Raw genomic sequence first — 21,263 nt, forward strand, 5'->3', positions numbered from 1 at the left:
CTCGAAGGAGATATCGCATGGACCGTGCCAGCCCGCGTGGGCGGTAAAAGCGGCCGAAAACCTGTTATTCCAATATCGAATAGCGGGTTTTGATGTGTTTTGAATAAGGTCTGGCATGCGCTGCTGTCGGTCGCGGGCAGACAGGTTTTCGACAACTGTCTGCGGCGGGGCCGCAAACCTTGTCATGCAGGCAGGGAATGAGCAGGAAAGCGGCGGGCGGGGAGGGCGCGGCCCTGGAAGGTGTCGGGAAATTCCATCAGCCGGGGAAATCGGCCGATGGAAGCGGCGCCGGGCGGCACCTGGTCTGGCAGGGATCCTGCCTTTTGCAGCCGGTCAGGCGAAGGTATCGACCACGCCGTCCCGCGCGATCCGCACGACGCCCTGACGTAGTTGCGGCCCGCCGTCGTCGATGGCCGTGCCGTCGCCGCCTTTCATGCGGCTGCCGCCATTGCCGCCGTTCTGTGCGCCGGAGCCGGCGAACTGCTGCTGGCTGCCGGCGCTGACATTGGCCTGCCCCAGCTGGACGCCGGATTCGCCCATCATTTCGCGCAGCCGCGGCAAGGCGTTCTCGAGCGCCTGCCGTACTTCCGGCTGGGCCGACATGAAATCGACGGTGGCCTGGTTGTTGCTGACGCTGAGCACGACCTGCATCGGGCCGAGGTCCGGCGGGTTCATGGTCAGCGTCGCCGTCTGCTCGCCGCCCTGGGCCATCCAGACGATCTTCTGTCCGAGCGCCTGGTCCCATGCCGGGGTGCCGACCGGCGGCGTGAGCTTCTCGACATGGCCGGCCGGCGCATGCACCGCCTGCACGGCCGCCTGCAGCGCGGCCAGTGCGGCAGGCGCGGTTTCGGCGGCGGGGAGGTCGGCTTGGGCGATGTTGCGAGCCTGCGCCGCCTGCTGCCCGGCTTCGGTCATCGCCTTGCCGAAGGCAGCCTGCAGGTCGGCCGATGCGGGCGCGTCCTGGGCGGCCGCCTGGCCGGCGGCTGCGGCGTCGTTCCTGCCGGCGACGGCGCGCAGGTCGACCGGACCCTGGGCGGCGCCGTCCTTGCCGGCCGACTTCGCGGCCAGCGCGGCGTCGGCCACAGCACTGGCTGCCGTGTCGGCGGCTCGTGCGGCGGACGCGGCTGGCGTCGAATTCATCAGCTGCATCATCAGCGCGGCCTGCGGCGCGCCGGGGATGTCGGCCAGGCTGGCCGCGCTGTCCTCCGCGGCCTTCTCTTCCGGCTTCGCTTCGCCGGCCTGCGCGGCGGGTGTCGCCGTCGCCGATGCTGCTGCGGCGTCCTGCGGCGCGGCCGCATCCTCCGGCGCTTCGGCCTTGTCGGTCTTCTCCGCGGCCTTCGCCTTGTCGCCGGCCTGCGGCTTCGCCGCCTGCTGCGGCGCATGCGGGGCGGCGGCCTGCTGCGGCTTCACGCCCGGCTGCTGCGGTTTCACGCCGGCCTGCGGCTTCGCCGGCGGCTGGAACGCGTTCTGGCGCTGCGCGACTTCCTGCGACAGCGCCTGCTTGAACGACGCCGGCCGTTCGGCCCGCATCGCATTCGGCGACGGCGCCTTGCTGCCGCTGGACGGATTGAGCGCAGCCAGTGCTGCGAGCGCGTTCTGTATGCCTGGTACGTTCATGTCGGCCCTGTCGATATCCTGCGTTGTCTAGCGTTTGTAGAGCAGCTTGCGGGCTGCCTGTTCGTCGGTCTGCTTCTGATCGCGCTTGGCGATCTTCTGGTCGGCGGCGGTCCTGGCGCGGGTCGCCAGCGCATCGTAGGAAATGCGCTTGCGCTCCGACTCGCGCCAGGCGCCGCGCTCCTGCTCGACCCGCCATTCGGCGTCGCGCACCAGCTGCTGCTGGCCGTTGATGGCCTGGTCCAGCTTGTCCATGAAACCCTGGAAATTACGGTAGGCCATCGGCGTGAAGCCGGTCGCCATGGTGTTCTGGAAGCGCTGCGCGTAGTCGTCGCGATAGCCGGAGAGCAGGTCGAGTTTCTGCTTCGCCTCCTCGACCGCGCGCACCGCCCGGCCGAGGCGGACGGCGGCGTCGTCGACTTCGGTCGTCGCCAGTTCGATCAGTGTGTTGAGTGCGGAGATGTCAGCCATGCGTCATTATCGACGGCGCCTGCGCGCGCCTATCCCGGGAACAGCGTGGCAAGTTGGCCGCAACTCTCGGGCATGGTCGAGCGCTCGTGTATGCCCTGCTGCAGGAAGCGCTCGATCTGCGGCTGCAGCGCGATCGCCTCGTCCAGCATCGGGTCACTGCCGGCGCTGTAGGCGCCGACCGCGATCAGGTCGCGGCTGCGCTGGTAGCGCGAGGTCAGTTGCTTCAGGCGTCGCGCCAGCGCCTGCTGGCCGGGCGTGGTGATGCTGTGCATGACGCGCGAGATCGACTGCTCGATGTCGATGGCCGGATAATGGCCGGCTTCGGCCAGCGTGCGGTTGAGCACGATGTGGCCGTCGAGGATCGCGCGCGCCGCGTCGGCGATCGGGTCCTGCTGGTCGTCGCCCTCGGTCAGCACCGTGTAGAACGCGGTGATCGAGCCGCCGCCCTCGCGGCCGTTGCCGGTGCGCTCGACCAGCGCCGGCAGCTTGGCGAACACCGACGGCGGATAGCCCTTGGTCGCCGGCGGCTCACCGATGGCCAGCGCGATCTCGCGCTGCGCCATCGCATAGCGGGTCAGCGAGTCCATGATCAGCAGCACGTTCTGGCCCTGGTCGCGGAAGTGCTCGGCGATCGCCGTGGTGTAGGCGGCGGCCTGCAGCCGCATCAGCGGCGGGTTGTCGGCCGGCGCGGCGACCACCACCGAGCGCTTCAGGCCGTCTTCGCCCAGGATCTGCTCGATGAATTCCTTGACCTCGCGGCCGCGTTCGCCGATCAGGCCGACCACGATCACGTCGGCGCTGGTATAGCGGGCCATCATCCCCAGCAGCATGCTCTTGCCCACGCCGGAACCGGCGAACAGGCCCATGCGCTGGCCGCGGCCGACCGTCAGCAGCGCATTGATCGCGCGCACGCCGGTGTCGAGCACTTCGGAGATCGGCGCGCGGCCGAGCGGGTTGGCGGCCCGCACCGACAGGGGCGCCGCATGGCTGGCATTGAGCGGGCCAAGCGTGTCGAGCGGGCGGCCGGCGCCGTCGACCACGCGGCCCAGCAGCTCGGCGCCCACCGGCAGGTGGCGCGTGCGGTCGCTGGGGCGGCGGCGCGGATGGTTGACCGCGCCGGGGCGGGGCAGGGACTGCACCACTTCCACCGGGAAGACCCGGCTGCCGGGCACCACGCCCTCGACATCGCTTTGCGGCATCAGGAACAGCCGGTCGTTCTCGAAGCCCACCACTTCGGCTTCGATGCGGGTGCCGTTGGGCAGCGGTATCGTGCAGGCGCTGCCGACGGCCAGCTTCAGGCCGACGGCTTCCATCACGAGGCCGGCGACGCGGGTGACGCGGCCCGACACCTGCAGCGGCTCGGCGATGGACAGCAGCTCGCGGCAGTCGCGCAGGTAGGCGCGCCAGCGTTCGCCGGCCGGTCCCAGTTCGGCATTCATGCCCGCGTTAATCGTCATGCCAGCCACTGTCCTTCCTTGCCCAGCGACGCGGCGATGCGCTGCCAGCGGCTGGAGGTGGCCGCGTCGATCTGGTTGGTCGCCGTCTCGACGCGGCAGCCGCCGCGTTCCATCGCGGCCTCGTCGAGCACCCGCCAGCCGGCGCCGGCAAGCTCCGCGCCCATCCGCTCGCGCACCAGCAGCGCATCGTCCGGGTTCAGGAACAGCAGTGCCGGCTGCTGCAGCGTGGGCAGATAGCCGATGGCTTCATTGACGATGGGCAGCACGCGTTCCGGCTGCACCGCCAGCACGGTCTTGAGCATGGCCTTGGCCAGGTCCAGCGCCAGGTCCAGCAGGTCCTGCGCGACCAGTTCCTTCGCATGCGCGATCTCGGCGCCGAAGGCCAGGCTCAGCTGCTGCAGCAAGGTATTTTCTTCCAGCGCCTGGGCGCGGCCCTGTTCCATGCCGGTCTGGTAGCCCTGTGCCAGCCCTTCGGCCAGGCCCTCGCGCCGCGCCTGTTCGCGCGCCGCGGCGATCTGCTCGCGCGCTTCGGCCAGCAGCGCCTCGGTGTCGATCTGCTGTTGCACACTTTCCTGCGGCGGGGTTTCGACCTCGCCGAACGAGGCCATTTCCCAGCGCTGGTAAGCGGTCTGCCGCTCCTTGGGCACGGTATCAGACATATGCATCCTCGCCCTTCGCGCCTAGCTGGATCTGGCCTTCGTCGGCCAGCCGCCGCACCACCTGCAGGATTTCCTTCTGCTGCGCCTCGACCTCGGACAGCCGGACCGGCCCCTTGGACTCGAGGTCCTCGCGCATCATCTCGGCGGCGCGCTGCGACATGTTCTTGAAGATCTTCTCGCGCATCTCCTCGCTGGTGCCCTTGAGCGCGACGATCAGCGACTCGGACTGCACCTCGCGCAGGATGACCTGGATGCCGCGGTCGTCGATCTCGAGGATGTTGTCGAACACGAACATCTCGTCCATGATCTTTTGCGCCATGCCTTCGTCATAGGTGCGCAGGTTGGCCATTACCGAGGTCTCGTTCTCGCCGGACAGGAAGTTGAGGATCTCGGCCGCGGTGCGGATGCCGCCCATCGGCTTCTTCTTCACGCTCTCGTTCCCCGACAGCAGCTTGGTCAGCACTTCGTTGAGTTCGCGCAGCGCCGCCGGCTGCACGCCGTCCAGCGTGGCGATGCGCAGCACCACGTCGTTGCGCAGCCGCTCGGTGAAGCGGTCCAGCACCTCGCAGGCATGGTAGCGCTCCAGGTGGACCAGGATGGTGGCGATGATCTGCGGATGCTCGAAGCGGATCAGGTCGGCCACCGATTCCGAGTCCATCCACTTCAGGCTCTCGATGCCGCTGGCGTCGCGCTGGCCGAGGATGCGGTTCAGCAGCGACGACGCCTTGTCGTCGCCCAGCGCCTTGGTCAGCACGGTGCGGATGTATTCGTCGGAGTCGAGGCCGATCGAGGTGTTTTCCTCGGTCTTCTCGATGAAGTTGCCGAGCACCCGCTCCAGTTCGTCGTTCTGCACCGCCTTCATTGCCGACATCGCCGCGCCCAGCTTCTGCACCTCGCGCGGTCCGAGGTATTTCATCACCTCGGCGGCTTCGTCCTCGCCCAGCGCGAGCATCAGGATCGCGCCTTTCTGTGTGCCTGCGTCACTCATTTCCGTCCACCCAGTTCTTGACTATGTTCGCCACCATGCGCGGGTCCTGCCTTGCCAGCGCCTTCGCCGCTTCCAGGTTTTCCTGGTAGCTGCGCTGCTTGGGCGGCGGCAGCTCGCCGCTGCTCAACTGCACTACCGCGCCGTCCTCGTCGGCCTCGTTGCCCAGCGCCGGCGCATTGCCGCCGGCGCCTTCCAGCGCGGCGACAGGGGCGGGCGGGGGCGGCGCAACCTTCTTCAGCAGCGGCCGCAGCACGCCGAAGAAGAGGTACAGCAGCACCGCCGCCAGCAGCAGGTAACGGCCGCCGTCCTTGGCCATCGCGATGTATTCGGGATTCTTCCACACCGGCGGCTCGACGTAAGGCGTCTTTTCCGGCGTCACGAACGGGCTGTTGAGCACGTTGAGCGAGTCGCCGCGCTCCTTGTTGAAGCCCATCGCCTCCTTGATCAGGTCGGTGATCTGGGTCTTCTCGGCGTCGGTCAGCGCGCGCGTCTCGGGCTTGCCGTTCTTGCCCAGCTCGGTCCGGTAGTTCAGCACCACCGCGACCGACAGCCGGCGCAGGCCGCCCATGGGCTGCTGGGTATAGCGTATGGTCTTGTCGACCTCGTAGTTGACCGTGCTGTCCTTGCGCACGTTCGCCGCGGCGGCCGGCGCCGGCGCTGCGGCCGGGGCTGTGCCAGCGGCGGCCGGCTGGCCATTGATCGGCGCGGTCGCATTGGCCTGCGGCTGGTTGGATACCGCGCCCGGCACGCCGGCCGCGCCGGCGCCGCCCGGGCCGGTGGCCTCGCTGCTCTGCTGGCTGCGGATCGATGCGGCATCCGGCGAGCCGTTCGGCTTGTAGGTCTCGGCTGCCTGCTCGACCCGCGAGAAATCGACGTCGGCGGTGGCTTCGGCGCGCACGTTGTTGGCGCCGACGATGGGCGTGATGATGGACTCGATGCGGCGCGCGATGCCCTGCTGCAGTTCCTGCACATACTTGAGCTGGGTCGCGTCCAGCGTGTTGGCATTGGCCTGCTTGTCATTGTTCGACAGCAGGTTGCCGTCCTGGTCGACCACGGTGACGTTCTTGGCCGGCAGGTCGGGCACGCTGCTGGCGACCAGGTGGACGATGGCGCTGACCTGCTGCTGGTCCAGCGTGCGGCCGGGATGCAGGTTCAGCAGCACCGACGCGGTCGGCTTCTGCTGCTCGCGCACGAACACGGTGTTCTTCGGCATGGCCAGGTGGACGCGCGCGGTCTGCACCGCGGCGATGGACTGGATGGAACGGGCCATCTCGCCCTCCAGCGCGCGCTGGAAGTTCACCTGTTCGAGGAATTGCGAGACGCCCAGCTTCTGGTTCTCCATCAGCTCGAAGCCGACGCCGCCGCCCTTGGGCAGGCCCTGCGCGGCCAGCTTCAGGCGCACGTCGTGGACCTGCTCCGCCGGCACCAGGATGGCGACGCCGCCGTCGGCATACTTGTACGGGATGTTAAGTTGCTGCAGCGAGGCGACGATGGCGCCGCCGTCCTTGTCGGTGAAATTGGAAAACAGCACCTTGTACTCGGGTTTCTGGCTCCACATCCAGACGCCGGCCATGATCGCCATCACCGCCGCCGCGCCGATTGCGGCCAGCAGCTTCCTGCCGGTCGGGCTTTGCACGAAGCCGCCGATGCCGGCGGGCGCTGGAAGAGGGACGGGACTGGCTTCTATTGCTTGCATGTGATGTTCCGCATCGGATGGAATACGTAGGCCTGCTCAACGAATATTGCACTGAATCAATTTTTTGACATGGGTGATTGTCGTTCCCCGCGCGAAAATCAATCGGGGGAAAAGAGCGTGGTTTCCGCCGCTGATCGTCGGGCTTGCCGGCGGCCGCACTGTTAAGGTTGCGTTGTGGAAAAGTCAGCCGGGAGGCCGGAACATGAATGGAATCGGGATAGACAGCAGCAGGATAGACGCGATGGTGGCGCAGCTGCGCAACGCGGCGACCCGCGCCGCCGGTTCGGTGGCGCCGCCGAAAGCGGCCGAGGACGTGGCGCCGTCCAGCAAGGTGGATTTCAGCCAGGCATTGCGCAGCTCGCTGGACCAGGTGAATGGCGCGCAGAAAAAGGCGGAGAGCCTCGGCGAGCGATTTGCGCTGGGGGACGACAGCGTGAACCTGTCGGATGTGATGATCGCGAGCCAGAAAGCCAGCATCGGCTTCCAGGCCACGGTGCAGGTGAGGAACAAGCTGGTGTCGGCGTATCACGACATCATGAACATGCAGGTGTAGCGGGGCGGGTCGTGGCAGTGTCCGACTGCGCGCATGTCCGGGCTAATAAGGTGCGCCAATCGCTTCGCGTGGAGATATGTGGCGTCAACCGGATACTTTTACGTAAGCGTTGTAGTTATCTATCCCTCCCTTGTATCGTTAATTTTTCCTAGCCCCGACAGCTTTTTCATATTTCCCGAAGTAGTCCTAAAAGGACCCGAAAGTATAGGCATCGCCGATCAGACTGATGGGCGCATCGACGAGGTTTGGGGTAATCGTGGATACAGGATCCAGTGGAACGGGACTGGTGTGAAAAATGTGACCAGTCGGTTTGATGCCCGGCACCGCAATGGTAGCGGTAATGGTCGGGGTGGCCCTGACGGGAGTCGACACGAACACTGAGAGATGCGGGTCGAAAGAATTCAAGGCGAGATCGATCTGGGACTCCGGAAAGAGCATGATTACCGAGCTTTCATTGATATCGATCGGTATCGTCTCGTTCGGATTGATTGAAAAAGGCGCTGTTACCAGTAATACCGTATCGATCGTAATGCTGGAAGTGCTGACGCTGTCATCGCTGCCGGGAATCGGTTGATCGACTAGTCCGTCATAGGGGATTAAAACAATCTTGCTCTCAGGCGTGATGGGGGCGACGGGTTTATAGGCATGCGCCCTGATCGCCACACTATTGGAAAGATCCAGTGGCGTCAGGTCAAGGAGACTGTTGTCGGCGTCTTTCGCGATGGTCTGCACGTCAAAGTAGTAGTCCTTGCCGATATCGCTGACATCGGGCGTCCACGAAAACAGTCCGGCGCTGTTGATGGAGGCGCCATGAGGCGGCGCCAGTGTCGGGATCTGGTCATCCAGGAGTTCGCTGATCGACGCCAATCTGTAGTCGGTTACTGCCGGATTGTTGGGCAACACCTGGAAGGTGTACGGCTCTCCGGTGATGGGAATGAAAAGGTCAACCACCCTGTCTGCAGTAAATGCGTAGTTCTCGGAAAAAAAGTTCAGGAACCCAGCCAGACTGTCGGTTTGCTGCGTAACGGTGACAGGCGCTTTCCCGCTCAGGGAGTCGGGGAACTGCAGACCCTGGAAGCTGGTGAAACTTTGAAATGTGTGAACATTAAACACAGCGGGAACGAGGCTGGTGTCCAGACCCCCGTTCGCGGTGCCGCCATCGTCCTGCAGCTGGAATGTGATCTTGTTATCGTTTCCGCTCATCAGCGTCGATGGCGTAAAAACCAGCTTGCCGGCGGCAATATCTGCGGCGCTGATCGAATCGCCGACGGATACCCTCGCGCCATCGTCGGTCAACCTGCCAAACTGCGGCAGGCCGTCTATCTTGACGTTGAGCAGCGCATCATGGTCCGCATCGGAAAAGCCAAAGTCGCCGACGTTAAAGACATGTGCGGTGGTTTTCGCCGAATTGATTGCCTTGTCGGCAGCGACAGGCGCATCGTTGACGCCGTTGACCTCGATCGCCACCGTTGCCAGGTTGCCGTTCACCGTTCCATCGTTCGCTTTATAGCTGAAGCTGTCCGAGCCGAAATAATCCGCATCCGGCGTATATGAGAATGACCCGTCGCTCGCAAGCGCAAGCAGGCCATGTGCCGGCCCGCTTTGCAACAGAGCGCTCAGCGGATCGCCTTCGGGGTCGGTATCGTTTGCCAGCAGCCCCAGGGCCGCGGTCACAGTCAGCGCGCCATCTTCATCGACGCTATAGCCCGAGTCGTTGGACGAAACCGGCCCGTCGTCGATGCCCGTGATCGTGACGGCCACCTGTTGCGTAGCTGATTTGCCGGTACTGTCGACAATCGCGATATTGAAGGTTTCGACCGCGGCCTGGCCCGCTTTCAGGTACTTGACCGCTGCATTGTCGATCTCGTAGTTCCATGCCGCTTTTCCTGCGGTGTCGCCCACGCCCACTGCGTCGTCGATTATCGAAGCCGTCAGCGTGCCGCGATGGCCCGCTGGGAGATCGGATGAAACCAGGGTAACCGGCGTAGCAATGGTGTGCGTATCGTTGTAATCGAGATCCGAAAAGGATATCTCGCCGGTCGCGGCAAGGTTTGTTACTTCAGCCAGGGTCGGGCTTTCGGACAATGCGGCCGTGGCGATGGCGCCGGTAATTCTCGGGGCGTGAAAATCGAAGGTGGCTCCATCGACCTGTACCTCAAGCTTTTCTGTTCCCGACATGAGAAGTTTGCTCGAATGACCGAAATCGAATGTAAACAGCGCGAAATCGCCGATTTCTCCCGTCTTGGTCGCCAGGTATTGGTTGTAGCGGGCAACTTCCGACTGGACCACGGGATCGGCCCATTCGGCTGACGTCAGCATGAGCCGCAGCGTGTCGATCCCTTCACCGCCGCTGTAAGCGTCGAGCGCTGCGCCGTTTTCGTTCAGGCTATATGCCAGGGTATCGTTGCCGCCCCTTCCAAACAGCATATCGCTACCGCCTCGACCATCCAGGATGTTTGCAGCGTTATTGCCAGTAACGAGATTGGCCTGCGTATTGCCGCTGCCGTCGATTGCGCCGGAACCGGTTAAAAGCAGGGTCTCGACATGTGCAGGAGCGGTATAGGAAACCGCGCTTTCGATCGTATCGAAAGCACCTTCGCCGGCGTTCTCAAGCACGACGTCGAGGGCGTTGTCGACAATGTATACGTCGCTGTCCCTGCCGCCCGACAATGTATCAGCGCCGATGCCGCCATTCAGAACATCATTGCCGGCGCCACCGACCAAGGTATCGCTCCCGGCGCCGCCGCCCAGGACGTTATTGCCGCTGTTACCCTTGATGATATTGTCCAGCGCATTACCGGTGCCGCGACTATTGGCCGTTCCGGTCAAGGTCAGGTTCTCTACATTGGCAGTGAGCGTGTAGGAGACAGCGCTTGCAACCTGGTCTAGGCCTTCGCCGGTATTTTCAATGACGACATCGTTGGCGGTGTCGACGATATAGACATCGTTGCCCTTGCCGCCATTCATCGAGTCGGCGCCGGCGCCGCCATCGAGTATGTCGTCGCCTTCGAGTCCGTTTAACGTGTCATCGCCAGTGGTGCCAAGCAATGTGTCGTTCCCGCCCGTGCCTGTTCTGATTGCCATGACGCCTCCGCTCGTAAGGTATGCGATGCAATGGTTAAGCCCATTGGATAGCCCTTAATTTAGTCGGCGGATGCATCGATGCAAGTTAAATATTTTTTAACCAATCTGGAACACAAGTACCATTGGTTACCACTCTCTGGCCATCAAAGCTTAGGCGTTGGCGACCGTCATGCAGCCAACTCATCCTGGCGTCAACAGGCGAGTCCGGCACTGGATCTGCCAGGGGCGGGCACGCCGTACCCGCGTTCTTGCGGGAACGGTCGTTGGACAGACGGCGGCATGGCAGGCCTGCCTACTCCTCCAGTCGGAAGCCGGCCTTCAATGTCACCTGGAAATGGGCAATGTTGCCATCGACAATATGGCCACGCGTTTCGATCACTTCGAACCAGTCCAGGTGCTTGACGGTCTTGGAAGCGCGTGAAATCGCGTTGCGGATGGCAGCGTCGGAGCCATCGGGCGAGGAACCGACCAGTTCGATGATTTTGTAGGTGTTGTCAGACATTGTCAGGCCTTTCTGGTTTTGATAGGGAAGGGAACCACCGGCAGCCCGCAGGCAACCGGCGACTCCATGTCTAGACCCCGGACAGCGCAGGCTGGTTCAAAACCTCACTGCCGGGCTTGCGAATGCGCAACCGTTGCCGGCGGCATCATGAAAAAACCCGCCGTCCATGAAGTGGAGGCGGGCTTTTTTACAGGTCGGCGCTTCCGTGAAAGCCCGACGGTGGTGGCAGTGGTTAAGCGACCAGGCTAGCGGCGGCGCTGCGAGCCCTGCGGCATGGGGCCGCGCTTTTCCAGGTGGCGGAACGTGATCCGGCCCTTGCTCAGGTCGTACGGGGACAGCTCCAGCGTCACCTTGTCGCCGGCCAGTATGCGGATGTGATGCTGGCGCATCTTGCCCGACGTATAGGCGATCAGCCGGTGGCCGTTCTCGAGGTCCACGCGGAAGCGTGAATCCGGGAGCACTTCGGCGACCATGCCATTCATTTCCAGCAGTTCTTCCTTAGCCATTATATTTTCCTTTGTAGTAAAGCCCGCCTGAAGGCGGCTGCCAGCCGCGACGAAGTCATGGCCAGCCAGTGAGCGACATGCCGGCCCGAAGGCAGCCAGCGACGGTTGTTGTGCTATGGGTCGCCCCGCCGGAACCGGCGGCCGGGCGGACGCTTGCACCGGCGCTGCGCTGCAGCTTCGATGCGGTGAGAATGATGATCCGGCGGTGTTGCTCCGGCAGGCTGACGTTGCAGGCTGCCCGGTGCCGGACGTTGAAGATTGGAAGGCGGTACGGGCGATGCCGGTTTCCCGGCAACCCGCGATTATACCGTAATCCCGGTCAAGACCAGAGATGGGGCTGGAACCGCATTTTTAAATGCCTTACTAAGGGGCACGCGGTTCGGCGGCAAGCCGGGCCATAACCATCCATTCTCCAGCGAACAAGGATTAAGATGCATAGCTCATCAGGCACGTCGTCGTCCGCCAAACTGTCGGCGACGCTGAATACGGAACCCGCTCTTTCCAATTCTCCGGCTGGCCATGGCAGAAGCCGGAGCGGCGACACGCCGCCATCTTCGCCCAGGCTGGACGTTCCCGACAGTTACTGGTCGCGAACCGTTGCCCAATCGAATGCGGAACTGTTTTTCGAATCATCCAGGATCAACGACGTGATCGCGCGCTATCAAGTGCAATCCAGCCTGGGACAGGACGTTCTGTTCGAAGCCATTGAACGGGCCCACGAAGACCGGGAAAACGATCCGCGCTCCCGGATGGACGGCGTGGCGGTCCGGATCAACCTCAGGCCCATCATGGTTCCCGACATCACGCTTTCGCCGGAATTGCTGGCTAAACTGCTTGTGCTGAAGGACCCCGAGGGCTTGGAGCCGCAGCCCGGGTCGAGCACCTCGTCGACGTCGAGCGCCGCGGCCGCGGCCACCCGGCAGGCCGCCGCTGCCGGCGGCTGCTGCCTCCCGCCCGGCTGCAGCATCCTTTAGGTCCGGGCGCGGCAGGTTTTCGAAAGCAAGCTGCGTCGCCGCATCACCGCCAGCCGGCATTCACGTATGCTGGCTTCTTTTTTTGCGGGAACCGCACCATGTCATTATTCTCATCCGCCGCGGTCCGGGCATTGGCGCCACACCTGATGGACCTGGTCAAGGGCGTGCTGCCGCTGTTCACGCCGGAGAAGGAAGCCGCCGAAGCGCTGCCCGAAAAGGTCGACGATGTCCAGCAGCGCCAGATCGGCGAGCTGCAGCAGGCGGCGACGATGCAGGCAAAGGCGCTGCAGGAGCTGGCCGAGCGCAGCGAGGCGTCGATGCGTGCGCTGGAGGCGGAACTGGCGGCGCAGAAGCGGATGACGATGGGAGCGCTGGCGCTCGCCGTCGTCGCCGCGCTGCTGGCGCTGTGGGCCGGACTGCACTGACGCCGTCCCTTCCCTCAAGCTGAACCCGCCGCGCCTTGCCGCGCGGTCAGGGACGGACTGGCATCCCGGCTGCGCTACAAGCCGCCGCCATGCAGCCTGGCGTTCTGGTCGCGCTCCAGCTTGCTCACATAGCGCTGCACCAGCGCCAGCATCGCCGCATTCGGGTTGACGAAGGCGCAGCCGATGCGGCGGGCCGTGCGGCCGTTGTACAGCGTGATATCGCAGCAGTTCATCACGCACAGCGTCGCGATGACGGACTGCGCGCCCGGCAGCATCAGTTCGCAGTTGCTGTATTCGGTGCCCTTGGCAGGATTGAGCACCTTTTCATCGTCGATCAGCGCAATGCCGCCGGCGCTGACGTTCTGCACCGCGAACGACACGGGCGGCGGGCCTTCTTCCTTCTCCATCTGTATCGAGCAGCGCGGCGTCAGCACCCGGTAGTATTCGCGGCGCTGCAGGCGGACCATGGTGTCGGGCAGCGGGATGCGCAGCGCCGGCAGGCCGTCATGCATGCAGGGCTCGATCCGGGTGGCGAAGAAGGCGATGCGGATCCGCTCCAGCGCGGTGTCGAAGGAAATGCTGCTGCTCGCCAGCACCCGCTCGAGTTGCTGGGCGCTGGGCGCGGAGTCGATGATGACGCTGTCCTCGCCGACCTCGAGCACCGCGGTCGCAACCGCTTCCTCGCCCTCGCTGAAGATCATGCGGACCAGTTCGCGCTGCCCGGTCAGGCGGCGCAGCAGGGCAATGATCTCGCGGCGCGAATGGATCAGGTAGGGGCCGACATCGTCGACGCCGATATTGATTTGCAGGTTCATTCAGATGTGTTGTTGGTATGTTCAGGAAAGGGCATGGTGGATTTTTCGACCCGGTACAGCCAGGCCAGCAGCTCAGCGACGGCCCGGTACAGCGCGGGCGGAATGTCCCGGTCGAGGTCGACCTGCATCAGCAGCGACACCATTTCTTTGGACTCATGCAGGAAGACGCCATGCTCGCGGGCGCGCGCGATGATCTGGTCCGCAACCAGGCCATAGCCCTTGGCGACGACCCGCGGCGCTTGATCGCCCTGGCCGTAGGAGAGGGCGGCCGCGAAACGGCGCGGGTCAGGCGCGCTCATGCCTGACCGTCATCAGGTCCAGCGGCAGGCCGGCCGCCTGCAGCGCATCGGCCAGCGCGCCGCCCTGCATGCGCAATGCCGCCGCGCTGCTGTCGCTGCCGGCCTGCATCGCCAGTTGCAGGCGGCCGCCATGCAGCTGCAGCGTGGCGGCGACCTTGCCCAGCGCAGGCAATTCGAAGCGCAGCACGCTTTGCCAGCTGCGTTCCGCCGGGGAGCCGGCGGCGGCGCCGTCGCGTTTCGTATCCTCGCGTACTTCCCATTGCATCGGCTGGCCGGGAAACAGTTCGCCCTGCCAGGCCACGCTGCGCTGTTCCAGCGTGTCGAGCTGCTGCGTGATCAGGCGCCCGGCGTCGATATCCATGCCCAACACCGGCCGCGGCGCGCCGTCGGCCGGCGCGGCGGCCTGGTAGCTGCGCAGTTCGGATGCGGCATCGGGCGGCTTGACCTGCGCGGCCTGCATCTGCGGCTCGCGCATCAGCTGCGCCAGCGGCCGCGCGCCATTGGCCCATTCCGCAACGTGGGATTCATAGAACAGTCCGCTGAAGGCCAGGCTGTCCTTCAGCGCGGCTTCCAGCGGCGCCGGCCTGAGCGCGTCGGCCGACGGCGCCAGCGGCGCCAGGCCGGGCAGCGTGGACGGCGCGGACTGCGTGGCCGCGCTGTTCTGCAGCAGCCCGTTGATCAGCCGAGCGGCCGGGCTCAGCACCGCGGCATCCTGCGCCGCCGGCCGTTCCAGCATGAATAGCGGGCGCGGTTCCCGCGCAATCAGCGTCAGCGAGAGCCGGTCGCCGACGCGGGCGCCGTCCGGCAGCGCCATGCGCGCCGCGGTGTCGGCGATGCCGACCACGAATTCGCCATTGCCCAGGCGCGACAGCACTTGCGCCTGGAAGGCCTTGCCGGTCTCGAGCGCAGTCAGCCGGCGCAACCCCTCCTGCGACGGGTCGCCGAGCGCGGCGATCGGCAGCGCCGGCGCGACCGGGGCCGCGGCGGAAATGCCGGCGATGTCGGAGCGCGTCGCCATGGGCGATCAGCCCGAATGCCCGCTGCGGCGGCTCTGCGCGCCGGTGCGCGGCCCCTGCATCAGCAGCGCCAGCTGGTCCATCCAGGGCTCGGTGATCGTGCGTATCTCGCGGTCGTCGGCGAGGATGGACTGCAGCAGCCGCACCTTGCGCGCCCGCAGTTCGCCCGACAGCGACGGCGGCTGGCCGTCGCGCAGCATGCCTACCTGGGCTGCGCAGTCGCGTTCGAGCCGGTGCAGCGTGTCCCAGTCGCGCGAGCGGGCCGCGGCCAGCATCTGGCGCGTCAGCCGGGACACGTTTTCATAAACGCTGATGACTTCCTCGCTGCTTATCGGCATACACCCGCCGGATGCGTGCCATCGACGCCCTGCCGCTGCGGCCGGGCACAGGAAACGCGGCTGCCATGCATACTTCCAAACATACTTCGGTCTCCTGATCCAGATTCTTCGGCACTGCGCGAAACGGGCATGGGCCCTGCGCGAAAATCACACTGTACCGGTATAACGGCAGCTTCGATCCGGACTTTAGAGGGAGAAATCCGGCCTAATTCAAGCCGGAAGAGGCGGGCGCCGCGGGCTGCGCGGCTTGTGGAAGGCTCAGTCGACCAGCTTGTGCTTGATCGCGTAATGGGTGAGCTCGGCATTGTGCCGCAGCTTCATCTTCGCCAGCAGCCGCGAGCGGTACATGCTGACGGTCTTGACCGACAGCGTCAGTTCCTCGGCGATCTGGCTCACCGCCATGCCCGAGGCGATCATCGTCAGGGTCTGGAACTCGCGGTCGGACAGGCAGGCATGCGGCACTTCCTCGTGGTCGTCGCTGACATGGTTGGCCAGTTCCTGCGCCAGTTCCGGGCTGATGTACTTGCGCCCCGACGCCACCTGGCGGATCGCATTGACCAGTTCGGCCGGCGCGCTCTGCTTGTTCAGGTAGCCGGACGCGCCGGCCTTGAGCGAACGCACCGCGTACTGGTCCTCGCGGTGCATCGACAGCATCAGCACCGCCAGCGCCGGCTTCTCCTTGCGGATCTGCTTCAGCACCTCGATGCCGCTGCGGTCCGGCATCGAGATGTCCAGCAGCAGCACGTTGCTGTCGCAGCCGCGCACCAGCTGCACCGCCGACAGCCCGTTTTCCGCCTCGCCCTCGACCACGATATTCGGCGTGTCGGCCAGGATCTGCTTCAGTCCCTCGCGCACGATCGCATGGTCGTCGGCGATCAGCACGCGGATGGTCTTGCCGCCGGCCTTGTCGGCGCTCTTGCTCATGCGGACGCCTGGACGGGCGGGCTGCCGCGGCCGGCCGACGACAGCGGCAGCCGCACCGCCACCTTGCAGCCCTGGCCCGGGTCGCTGACGGTCAGCACGCCGCCCAGCGCATGGGCGCGTTCGATCATGCCGCGGATGCCGAATGACTTCGGCTTCTTGCGGTCGGCCGTCGCCAGTCCGCGGCCGTTGTCGACGACATCCAGCGCGACGCTGTCCTCCTCGATGGCCAGGCGGACGTCGACCCGGCTGGCGCCGGCATGCTTGCTGATGTTGGTCAGCGTTTCCTGGAAGATCCGGAACAGCCCGTTGGCCTGGTCCGGCGACAGGTCGATGTCATCCTCGGGTCCGTCGATCACGCAGGGGATCGCCAGCTGCTTCTCGAACTCCTGCGCCTGCCAGGCGATGGCGGCGACGATGCCCAGGTCCAGCGTGCTGGGCCGCAGGTCGCGCGAGATGCGGTGCGCGGCTTCAATGGTGCGGTCGACCAGCGCGTCGACATAGTCGGCCTTCTCGCGCAGCATGGTTTCGCCCTCGGGCAGGCGGCGGGTCAGCTGCGACAGCGCCATCTTGATGGCGGTCAGGTTGCCGCCGAGGTCGTCATGGATCTCGCGGGCGATGCGGGTGCGTTCCTGTTCCTTGACCCGTTCCACGTGCGCCGACAGTTCCTCGAGCTGGCGCCGCGAGCGCAGGATGTCCTGCTCGGCCTTCTTGCCCTGGGTGATGTTGGTCATCAGGCCTTCCCACTGTACGCCGACGCCGTCGATGCGGCGCGGCGTCGCCCGCAGGTTGATCCACTTGATGTCATGCCAGGTCTCGATCCAGATCCGGCCTTCCCAGTTCCAGCTGGCGAGCCGGCTGGCCGACGCCTGCATGGTGTCGAGGTAGGACTGGCGGTCTTCCGGTTCGATCAGCTGCAGCAGCAGCGAGGGGTCGTTGCGCAGCCTGGCCGCCGAAATGCCGAGCAGGCTGGCGCAGGCGCGGCTGACGTAGGGGAAGGCCTGGCTGCCGTCGTCCCGCAGCAGGAACTGGTAGACCAGGCCGGGCGTGTTGGACGCAATGGCCAGCAGGTTGGACGCGCCTGCCTGGGTCGCCGCTTCCTGCGCATCCTGCTGAGTCGTGCCTGCTGTCAGGGTCATAAGCCGTCCGGTCGCCTGTTGTCAGGCAAGCCACATTGTTATTTACGGTTTCTAAACTGTTTCTTTGCGTTGATCGAACCATGCAACGATTGCCGCACGATACCATTTTTGCCTGGAAACTTGAAGCAACGGGGCGTTACAGGGCGCGGCTTTGTGACCTTATCCGCACACATTGCCGGAGGCCAAATAAGGCGGTGCGCCGGCTGGCGACATTGCCGGTCCGTCCAGCCAGCGCAGTTCGACGCGCCGGATTGCCGCGCCGGATTAAAGAGTGACAGCCGGCTGTCGTTAATGAGGCAGGAACTACCCGCCGGGTATTCCCAAGAGGAAATAGCATGAGCAGGTCCATTTTGCAGTCCAAAGAACGGTTGTCAGCATGAAAGCAAGTCGGGAACAACGTGGGGAGGGGCTCAAGGAGTTCGATTTCACCGTGCGGGATTTCGAGCGGGTGCGCGCGCTGATCTACAAGCGGGCCGGCATCGCGCTGGCGCCCGGCAAGCAGGAAATGGTCTACAGCCGGCTGGCGCGGCGGCTGCGCTCGGTCGGCATACAGTCGTTCGAGCAGTACCTCGACCGGCTGGAGCGCGACCGCGACAGCGCCGAGTGGGAAGCCTTCACGAATGCGCTGACCACCAACCTGACCTCGTTCTTCCGGGAAGAGCACCATTTCCCCATCCTCGCCGACCATGTGCGCGACCGGCGGGACGTCAGCGTCTGGTGCTCGGCGGCGTCGACCGGCGAGGAGCCGTACTCGATCGCCATGACCCTGTGCGAAACCTACGGCACGCTGACGCCGCCGGCGCAGATCCTGGCGACCGACATCGACACCAACGTGCTGGCCACTGCGGCGGCCGGCATCTACCCGGCCGAACGGGTGGAGCGGCTGTCGCCGGAGCGGCTGCGCCGCTTTTTCCTGCGCGGCACCGGCGCCCAGGCCGGGCTGGTCCGCGTGCGTCCCGAACTGCGCAAGCTGGTCACCTTCCAGCAACTCAACCTGCTGGACGAAAGCTATCAACTCCGCTCGGCGTTCGACGTGGTATTTTGCCGCAACGTGATGATTTACTTCGACAAGCCGACGCAGGGCAGGATACTGTCCCGCTTCGCGCCGCTGATCAAGCCCGACGGCCTGCTGTTCGCCGGCCATTCCGAGAATTTCCTGTATGTCAGCGACGCATTCAAGCTGCGCGCCAAGACGGTTTACCAGCTGGCCACGGCCCGCGCCACCTGAGAGTTTGCATGGCTAACGACGCGCGGGAACATTTCGCGAACAACCTGTATTACGACCGCACCTTCGACTGCGACGCGGCGAAGATCCTGCCCGGCGAGTACTACTGCACCTTCAAGGACATGCTGATCGTGACCGTGCTCGGCTCCTGCGTGTCGGCCTGCATCCGCGACCGGGTGTCCGGCATTGGCGGCATGAACCATTTCATGCTGCCGGACGGCGGCGACAGCAGCAATCCGCTGATTTCCGCGTCGGCCCGCTACGGCACCTATGCGATGGAGGTGCTGATCAACGAACTGCTGAAGAGCGGGGCGCGCCGCGAGAACCTGGAAGCGAAGGTGTTCGGCGGCGGCAACGTGCTGCGCGGGCTGACCGCGCTCAATGTCGGCGAACGCAATGCCGCCTTCGTGCGGGCCTACCTGAAGGCCGAGGGCATACGGGTGCTGGCCGAAGACCTCAACGACATTTTCCCGCGCAAGGTCTACTTCTTCCCGCGCACCGGCCGGGTGCTGGTGAAGAAGCTCAGGGAACTCAATAACAACACGCTGGTCAATCGCGAACAGGACTATGCCAGCCGGCTGGCAGGCAAGGACATCGGCGGCGAAGTCGACCTGTTCTAGGTTCGCAAGCGCTCTGGCCGCGTCACTGGCCGGCATTTTTGCGCCGCCGGTCCGGCGGCGCATCGATCGCCGCTGGCCGGCATGCTATGCTCGCGCCATTTGCAACCCAACTCCTTGCTGTCCATGACTACACCGACCCCCGTCCCCAGCCCGGCACAGGCCGCTCGCGCCTTGCTGAAACAGCTCCAGGCCGATTACACGGTGTTCCGCCAGGCCAAGCCGCTGGCCATCGGTATCGACAAGCAGCTCATCGCAAAGCTTCCCGACGTCAACCGCAAGACCCTGCGCATCGCGCTGGGCATCCACACCAATTCGATGCGCTACCTGAAGGTGATGGAGAAGGCCACCGAGCGCTTCAACCTCGAAGACGTGGCCGACGGCGAAGTCAGCGAGACCCATCGCACCCATGCCGCCGAGATGCTGCGCGAGCGGCTCAAGAAGGAAGCCGACCAGCGGCGCGCCGAACGCGCAGCCCAGCAGGCCGAGGAAACGCGCCGGCAGAGCGAGGAAAAGCTCAGCCAGCTCGCCGCCAAGTTTTCACGCAGTCGCTAGGGCCCGTCCCGGCCCGGCACCGGCCCGGCCGCATCGCCCCGACTGGCGCAAGTCCCGTTTTTAAGGCAGCAATAATAAAAAGAGGAGACGTGATGGCAACGATGCGCAAGCTGGCAATACCCCTGTTGTGCCTGTCCGTGCTGGCAGGATGTTCGACCGCTCCCACAATGGCGGGCAAGCGGCAGCTGATGGTCGTCGGCAACGACGAGAAGCAGAGCTGGGACGACGCCGGCAAGGCCGTCATCTCGGCGCCGGGACGGGACACGGTCTCGATCGTCGACATCGGCACCGACCCGCTGGCGCCGAGGATCCTCGCCAGCCTGCCGCTGGCCAACACCATCGTCGGACCGCCGACCAATCTCGCCATCACGCCCAATGCCGGCCTGGCGCTGGTCGCCAACTCGATGAACGTGGCGCAGGAAGCCGGCGCCTGGAAGCAGTCGCCGGACAACCGGCTGTGGGTGATCGACCTCGACGCCAGCCCGCCGGCGCTGATCGACACGGTCACGGTCGGCAAGCAGCCTTCCGGCATGTCGATCAACCGGGCCGGCACGCTGGCGCTGATAGCCAACCGCGCCGACGGCTCGATCAGCGTGCTGCGCATCGCGGGCAAGAAGGTCACGCTGATCGACACCGTGGTCATCGGCGAGCAGGTCGCGCACGTGCAGTTCACGCCGGACGGCAAGCGCGCGCTGGCCGCCAAGTTTCCCGGCCACAAGGTCGCGATGCTGGCGATCGACGGCGAGAAGGTCAGCTACAACAAGCAGGACCTGGCCGCCGGCCTGTGGCCGTACAACCTCGACGTGACGCCGGACGGCAGGCTGGGCCTGACCGCCGACAACGGCAATGCCGGCGCGGCCGACGGCAACGTGGACACGGTCAGCGTGATCGACCTCGAGGCGTCGCCGCCGCGGGTCATCGACAAGGTCGTCGTTGGCGACGGTCCCGAGGGCCTTGCGATCAGCCCGACCGGCAGGATGGCCGTTGCGGTTCTGCTGCGCGGGTCCAATTCGGCCAAGGATGCGTTTTTCTACCACCGCAATGCCACCGTGGTGGCGCTGAAGATCGACGGCAAGAAGGTCACGCGCGGCAATGAAGTCGAAGTGCGCGGGCTGCCGGAAGGCGCGGTGTTCAGCGAGGACGGCCAGTACCTGTATGTCGGCAACTTCATCGACCAGGACGTTTCCATCCTGAAGGTCGAGGGCGACAGGCTGGTCGATACCGGCAAGTCGCTGAAGCTGCCCGGGCACCCGGCGTCGATGCGGGGACGCACGCAGTAGATCGGCACGGTTCCCGGCCCGCCGCGGGCCGGGCCGATGGAAGCGGGCAGCGCCGGCGGGTGATGCGGGCGCCGGCCCCATGCACAGCCAGCAGTGCCGCGGTGATTGCGCACGGCAGGCGAACACCGC

Annotated in this window: 22 protein-coding genes; 7 read left to right on the forward strand and 15 right to left on the reverse strand. The window is 65.2% G+C overall.

Annotation, left to right across the window (positions count from 1 at the left end):
• Positions 1-333 precede the first annotated feature (333 nt).
• Genes QOL82_RS19140 through fliF form a run of 6 tightly spaced genes read right to left on the reverse strand, consistent with a single transcriptional unit; the run spans position 334 to position 6,885 of the window.
• Positions 334-1,617: a flagellar hook-length control protein FliK gene (locus QOL82_RS19140; protein WP_283443905.1), complete on the reverse strand. Its 1,284-nt coding sequence runs from the start codon at positions 1,615-1,617 to the stop codon at positions 334-336.
• 27 nt (positions 1,618-1,644) lie between these two features.
• On the reverse strand, positions 1,645-2,085 hold the full coding sequence (gene fliJ, locus QOL82_RS19145; protein WP_283443906.1) for a flagellar export protein FliJ: 441 nt from the start codon (positions 2,083-2,085) through the stop codon (positions 1,645-1,647).
• Positions 2,086-2,114: 29 nt separating this feature from the next.
• Positions 2,115-3,542 carry a flagellar protein export ATPase FliI gene (fliI, locus tag QOL82_RS19150; protein WP_283443907.1) on the reverse strand — a complete coding sequence of 476 codons (1,428 nt, stop codon included), beginning with the start codon at positions 3,540-3,542 and terminating at the stop codon, positions 2,115-2,117.
• Positions 3,539-4,201 (reverse strand): FliH/SctL family protein, encoded by a 663-nt coding sequence (locus QOL82_RS19155; protein ID WP_283443908.1) that lies wholly within the window; start codon positions 4,199-4,201, stop codon positions 3,539-3,541. Before QOL82_RS19155 ends, fliI begins: the two co-directional genes overlap by 4 nt.
• A complete protein-coding gene (fliG, locus tag QOL82_RS19160; RefSeq protein WP_283443909.1) occupies positions 4,194-5,189 on the reverse strand; it encodes a flagellar motor switch protein FliG in 996 nt (331 codons plus the stop codon). Before fliG ends, QOL82_RS19155 begins: the two co-directional genes overlap by 8 nt.
• Positions 5,182-6,885 carry a flagellar basal-body MS-ring/collar protein FliF gene (fliF, locus tag QOL82_RS19165; RefSeq protein ID WP_283443910.1) on the reverse strand — a complete coding sequence of 568 codons (1,704 nt, stop codon included), beginning with the start codon at positions 6,883-6,885 and terminating at the stop codon, positions 5,182-5,184. Before fliF ends, fliG begins: the two co-directional genes overlap by 8 nt.
• A gap of 202 nt (positions 6,886-7,087) precedes the next feature.
• On the opposite strand from fliF, the gene fliE reads away from it, so the two are divergent.
• The gene (gene fliE / locus QOL82_RS19170) at positions 7,088-7,438 is read left to right on the forward strand and encodes a flagellar hook-basal body complex protein FliE (RefSeq protein WP_283443911.1); all 351 of its coding nucleotides are present in this window, start codon (positions 7,088-7,090) and stop codon (positions 7,436-7,438) included.
• 186 nt (positions 7,439-7,624) lie between these two features.
• Here the strand turns inward: fliE and QOL82_RS19175 are convergent, their stop codons facing one another.
• The 3 genes from QOL82_RS19175 to infA form a co-directional block, all read right to left on the reverse strand.
• Positions 7,625-10,522, reverse strand: a complete 2,898-nt coding sequence (locus QOL82_RS19175; protein WP_283443912.1) for a tandem-95 repeat protein — start codon at positions 10,520-10,522, stop codon at positions 7,625-7,627.
• A gap of 292 nt (positions 10,523-10,814) precedes the next feature.
• Entirely contained in the window at positions 10,815-11,024 is a 210-nt protein-coding gene (locus tag QOL82_RS19180) for a dodecin (RefSeq protein ID WP_283443913.1), read from the reverse strand.
• A 245-nt stretch (positions 11,025-11,269) separates the two neighbouring features.
• The gene (gene infA, locus QOL82_RS19185; protein WP_283443914.1) at positions 11,270-11,530 is read right to left on the reverse strand and encodes a translation initiation factor IF-1; all 261 of its coding nucleotides are present in this window, start codon (positions 11,528-11,530) and stop codon (positions 11,270-11,272) included.
• Between the two features lie 647 nt (positions 11,531-12,177).
• On the opposite strand from infA, the gene QOL82_RS19190 reads away from it, so the two are divergent.
• Both QOL82_RS19190 and QOL82_RS19195 read left to right on the forward strand, forming a co-directional pair.
• Entirely contained in the window at positions 12,178-12,504 is a 327-nt protein-coding gene (locus tag QOL82_RS19190; RefSeq protein WP_283443915.1) for a hypothetical protein, read from the forward strand.
• Positions 12,505-12,602: 98 nt separating this feature from the next.
• Positions 12,603-12,929: a hypothetical protein gene (locus QOL82_RS19195; RefSeq protein ID WP_283443916.1), complete on the forward strand. Its 327-nt coding sequence runs from the start codon at positions 12,603-12,605 to the stop codon at positions 12,927-12,929.
• 74 nt (positions 12,930-13,003) lie between these two features.
• Here QOL82_RS19195 and QOL82_RS19200 read toward each other — a convergent pair whose 3' ends face one another.
• The 6 genes from QOL82_RS19200 to QOL82_RS19225 form a co-directional block, all read right to left on the reverse strand.
• Positions 13,004-13,744 carry a flagellar brake protein gene (locus tag QOL82_RS19200; protein ID WP_283443917.1) on the reverse strand — a complete coding sequence of 247 codons (741 nt, stop codon included), beginning with the start codon at positions 13,742-13,744 and terminating at the stop codon, positions 13,004-13,006.
• Complete coding sequence (locus tag QOL82_RS19205; RefSeq protein ID WP_283443918.1) at positions 13,741-14,043, reverse strand: EscU/YscU/HrcU family type III secretion system export apparatus switch protein; 303 nt, start codon at positions 14,041-14,043, stop codon at positions 13,741-13,743. The genes QOL82_RS19200 and QOL82_RS19205 overlap by 4 nt, the downstream gene beginning before the upstream one ends.
• On the reverse strand, positions 14,030-15,061 hold the full coding sequence (gene fliK, locus QOL82_RS19210) for a flagellar hook-length control protein FliK (protein WP_283443919.1): 1,032 nt from the start codon (positions 15,059-15,061) through the stop codon (positions 14,030-14,032). The genes QOL82_RS19205 and fliK overlap by 14 nt, the downstream gene beginning before the upstream one ends.
• A 6-nt stretch (positions 15,062-15,067) precedes the next feature.
• A complete protein-coding gene (locus QOL82_RS19215) occupies positions 15,068-15,397 on the reverse strand; it encodes a flagellar protein FliT (RefSeq protein ID WP_346772305.1) in 330 nt (109 codons plus the stop codon).
• A gap of 258 nt (positions 15,398-15,655) precedes the next feature.
• Positions 15,656-16,321: a response regulator gene (locus QOL82_RS19220; protein ID WP_283443920.1), complete on the reverse strand. Its 666-nt coding sequence runs from the start codon at positions 16,319-16,321 to the stop codon at positions 15,656-15,658.
• Complete coding sequence (locus QOL82_RS19225; protein WP_283443921.1) at positions 16,318-17,457, reverse strand: sensor histidine kinase; 1,140 nt, start codon at positions 17,455-17,457, stop codon at positions 16,318-16,320. The genes QOL82_RS19220 and QOL82_RS19225 overlap by 4 nt, the downstream gene beginning before the upstream one ends.
• A 376-nt stretch (positions 17,458-17,833) precedes the next feature.
• Between QOL82_RS19225 and QOL82_RS19230 the strand changes: the two genes are divergently transcribed.
• The 4 genes from QOL82_RS19230 (at position 17,834) to QOL82_RS19245 (ending at position 21,134) form a co-directional block, all read left to right on the forward strand.
• The gene (locus QOL82_RS19230; protein ID WP_283443922.1) at positions 17,834-18,685 is read left to right on the forward strand and encodes a CheR family methyltransferase; all 852 of its coding nucleotides are present in this window, start codon (positions 17,834-17,836) and stop codon (positions 18,683-18,685) included.
• A gap of 8 nt (positions 18,686-18,693) precedes the next feature.
• Positions 18,694-19,302: a chemoreceptor glutamine deamidase CheD gene (cheD, locus tag QOL82_RS19235; RefSeq protein WP_283443923.1), complete on the forward strand. Its 609-nt coding sequence runs from the start codon at positions 18,694-18,696 to the stop codon at positions 19,300-19,302.
• A 123-nt stretch (positions 19,303-19,425) separates the two neighbouring features.
• Complete coding sequence (locus QOL82_RS19240; protein WP_283443924.1) at positions 19,426-19,854, forward strand: ProQ/FINO family protein; 429 nt, start codon at positions 19,426-19,428, stop codon at positions 19,852-19,854.
• Positions 19,855-19,946: 92 nt separating this feature from the next.
• A complete protein-coding gene (locus tag QOL82_RS19245) occupies positions 19,947-21,134 on the forward strand; it encodes a YncE family protein (RefSeq protein ID WP_283443925.1) in 1,188 nt (395 codons plus the stop codon).
• The last annotated feature ends 129 nt before the right edge of the window (positions 21,135-21,263 follow it).

Origin of the sequence: Noviherbaspirillum suwonense, from assembly GCF_900182955.1 — a bacterium.
GTDB classification, from domain to species: Bacteria; Pseudomonadota; Gammaproteobacteria; order Burkholderiales; family Burkholderiaceae_D; genus Noviherbaspirillum_A; species Noviherbaspirillum_A suwonense.

Coding starts and splice junctions, on each gene's coding strand:
- QOL82_RS19140 (WP_283443905.1), bottom strand. CDS start 1,617: ATGAACGTACCAGGCATACAGAACGCGCTCGCAGCACTGGCTGCGCTC.
- fliJ (WP_283443906.1), bottom strand. CDS start 2,085: ATGGCTGACATCTCCGCACTCAACACACTGATCGAACTGGCGACGACC.
- fliI (WP_283443907.1), bottom strand. CDS start 3,542: ATGACGATTAACGCGGGCATGAATGCCGAACTGGGACCGGCCGGCGAA.
- QOL82_RS19155 (WP_283443908.1), bottom strand. CDS start 4,201: ATGTCTGATACCGTGCCCAAGGAGCGGCAGACCGCTTACCAGCGCTGG.
- fliG (WP_283443909.1), bottom strand. CDS start 5,189: ATGAGTGACGCAGGCACACAGAAAGGCGCGATCCTGATGCTCGCGCTG.
- fliF (WP_283443910.1), bottom strand. CDS start 6,885: ATGCAAGCAATAGAAGCCAGTCCCGTCCCTCTTCCAGCGCCCGCCGGC.
- fliE (WP_283443911.1), top strand. CDS start 7,088: ATGAATGGAATCGGGATAGACAGCAGCAGGATAGACGCGATGGTGGCG.
- QOL82_RS19175 (WP_283443912.1), bottom strand. CDS start 10,522: ATGGCAATCAGAACAGGCACGGGCGGGAACGACACATTGCTTGGCACC.
- QOL82_RS19180 (WP_283443913.1), bottom strand. CDS start 11,024: ATGTCTGACAACACCTACAAAATCATCGAACTGGTCGGTTCCTCGCCC.
- infA (WP_283443914.1), bottom strand. CDS start 11,530: ATGGCTAAGGAAGAACTGCTGGAAATGAATGGCATGGTCGCCGAAGTG.
- QOL82_RS19195 (WP_283443916.1), top strand. CDS start 12,603: ATGTCATTATTCTCATCCGCCGCGGTCCGGGCATTGGCGCCACACCTG.
- QOL82_RS19200 (WP_283443917.1), bottom strand. CDS start 13,744: ATGAACCTGCAAATCAATATCGGCGTCGACGATGTCGGCCCCTACCTG.
- QOL82_RS19205 (WP_283443918.1), bottom strand. CDS start 14,043: ATGAGCGCGCCTGACCCGCGCCGTTTCGCGGCCGCCCTCTCCTACGGC.
- fliK (WP_283443919.1), bottom strand. CDS start 15,061: ATGGCGACGCGCTCCGACATCGCCGGCATTTCCGCCGCGGCCCCGGTC.
- QOL82_RS19215 (WP_346772305.1), bottom strand. CDS start 15,397: ATGCCGATAAGCAGCGAGGAAGTCATCAGCGTTTATGAAAACGTGTCC.
- QOL82_RS19220 (WP_283443920.1), bottom strand. CDS start 16,321: ATGAGCAAGAGCGCCGACAAGGCCGGCGGCAAGACCATCCGCGTGCTG.
- QOL82_RS19225 (WP_283443921.1), bottom strand. CDS start 17,457: ATGACCCTGACAGCAGGCACGACTCAGCAGGATGCGCAGGAAGCGGCG.
- QOL82_RS19230 (WP_283443922.1), top strand. CDS start 17,834: ATGAAAGCAAGTCGGGAACAACGTGGGGAGGGGCTCAAGGAGTTCGAT.
- cheD (WP_283443923.1), top strand. CDS start 18,694: ATGGCTAACGACGCGCGGGAACATTTCGCGAACAACCTGTATTACGAC.
- QOL82_RS19240 (WP_283443924.1), top strand. CDS start 19,426: ATGACTACACCGACCCCCGTCCCCAGCCCGGCACAGGCCGCTCGCGCC.
- QOL82_RS19245 (WP_283443925.1), top strand. CDS start 19,947: ATGGCAACGATGCGCAAGCTGGCAATACCCCTGTTGTGCCTGTCCGTG.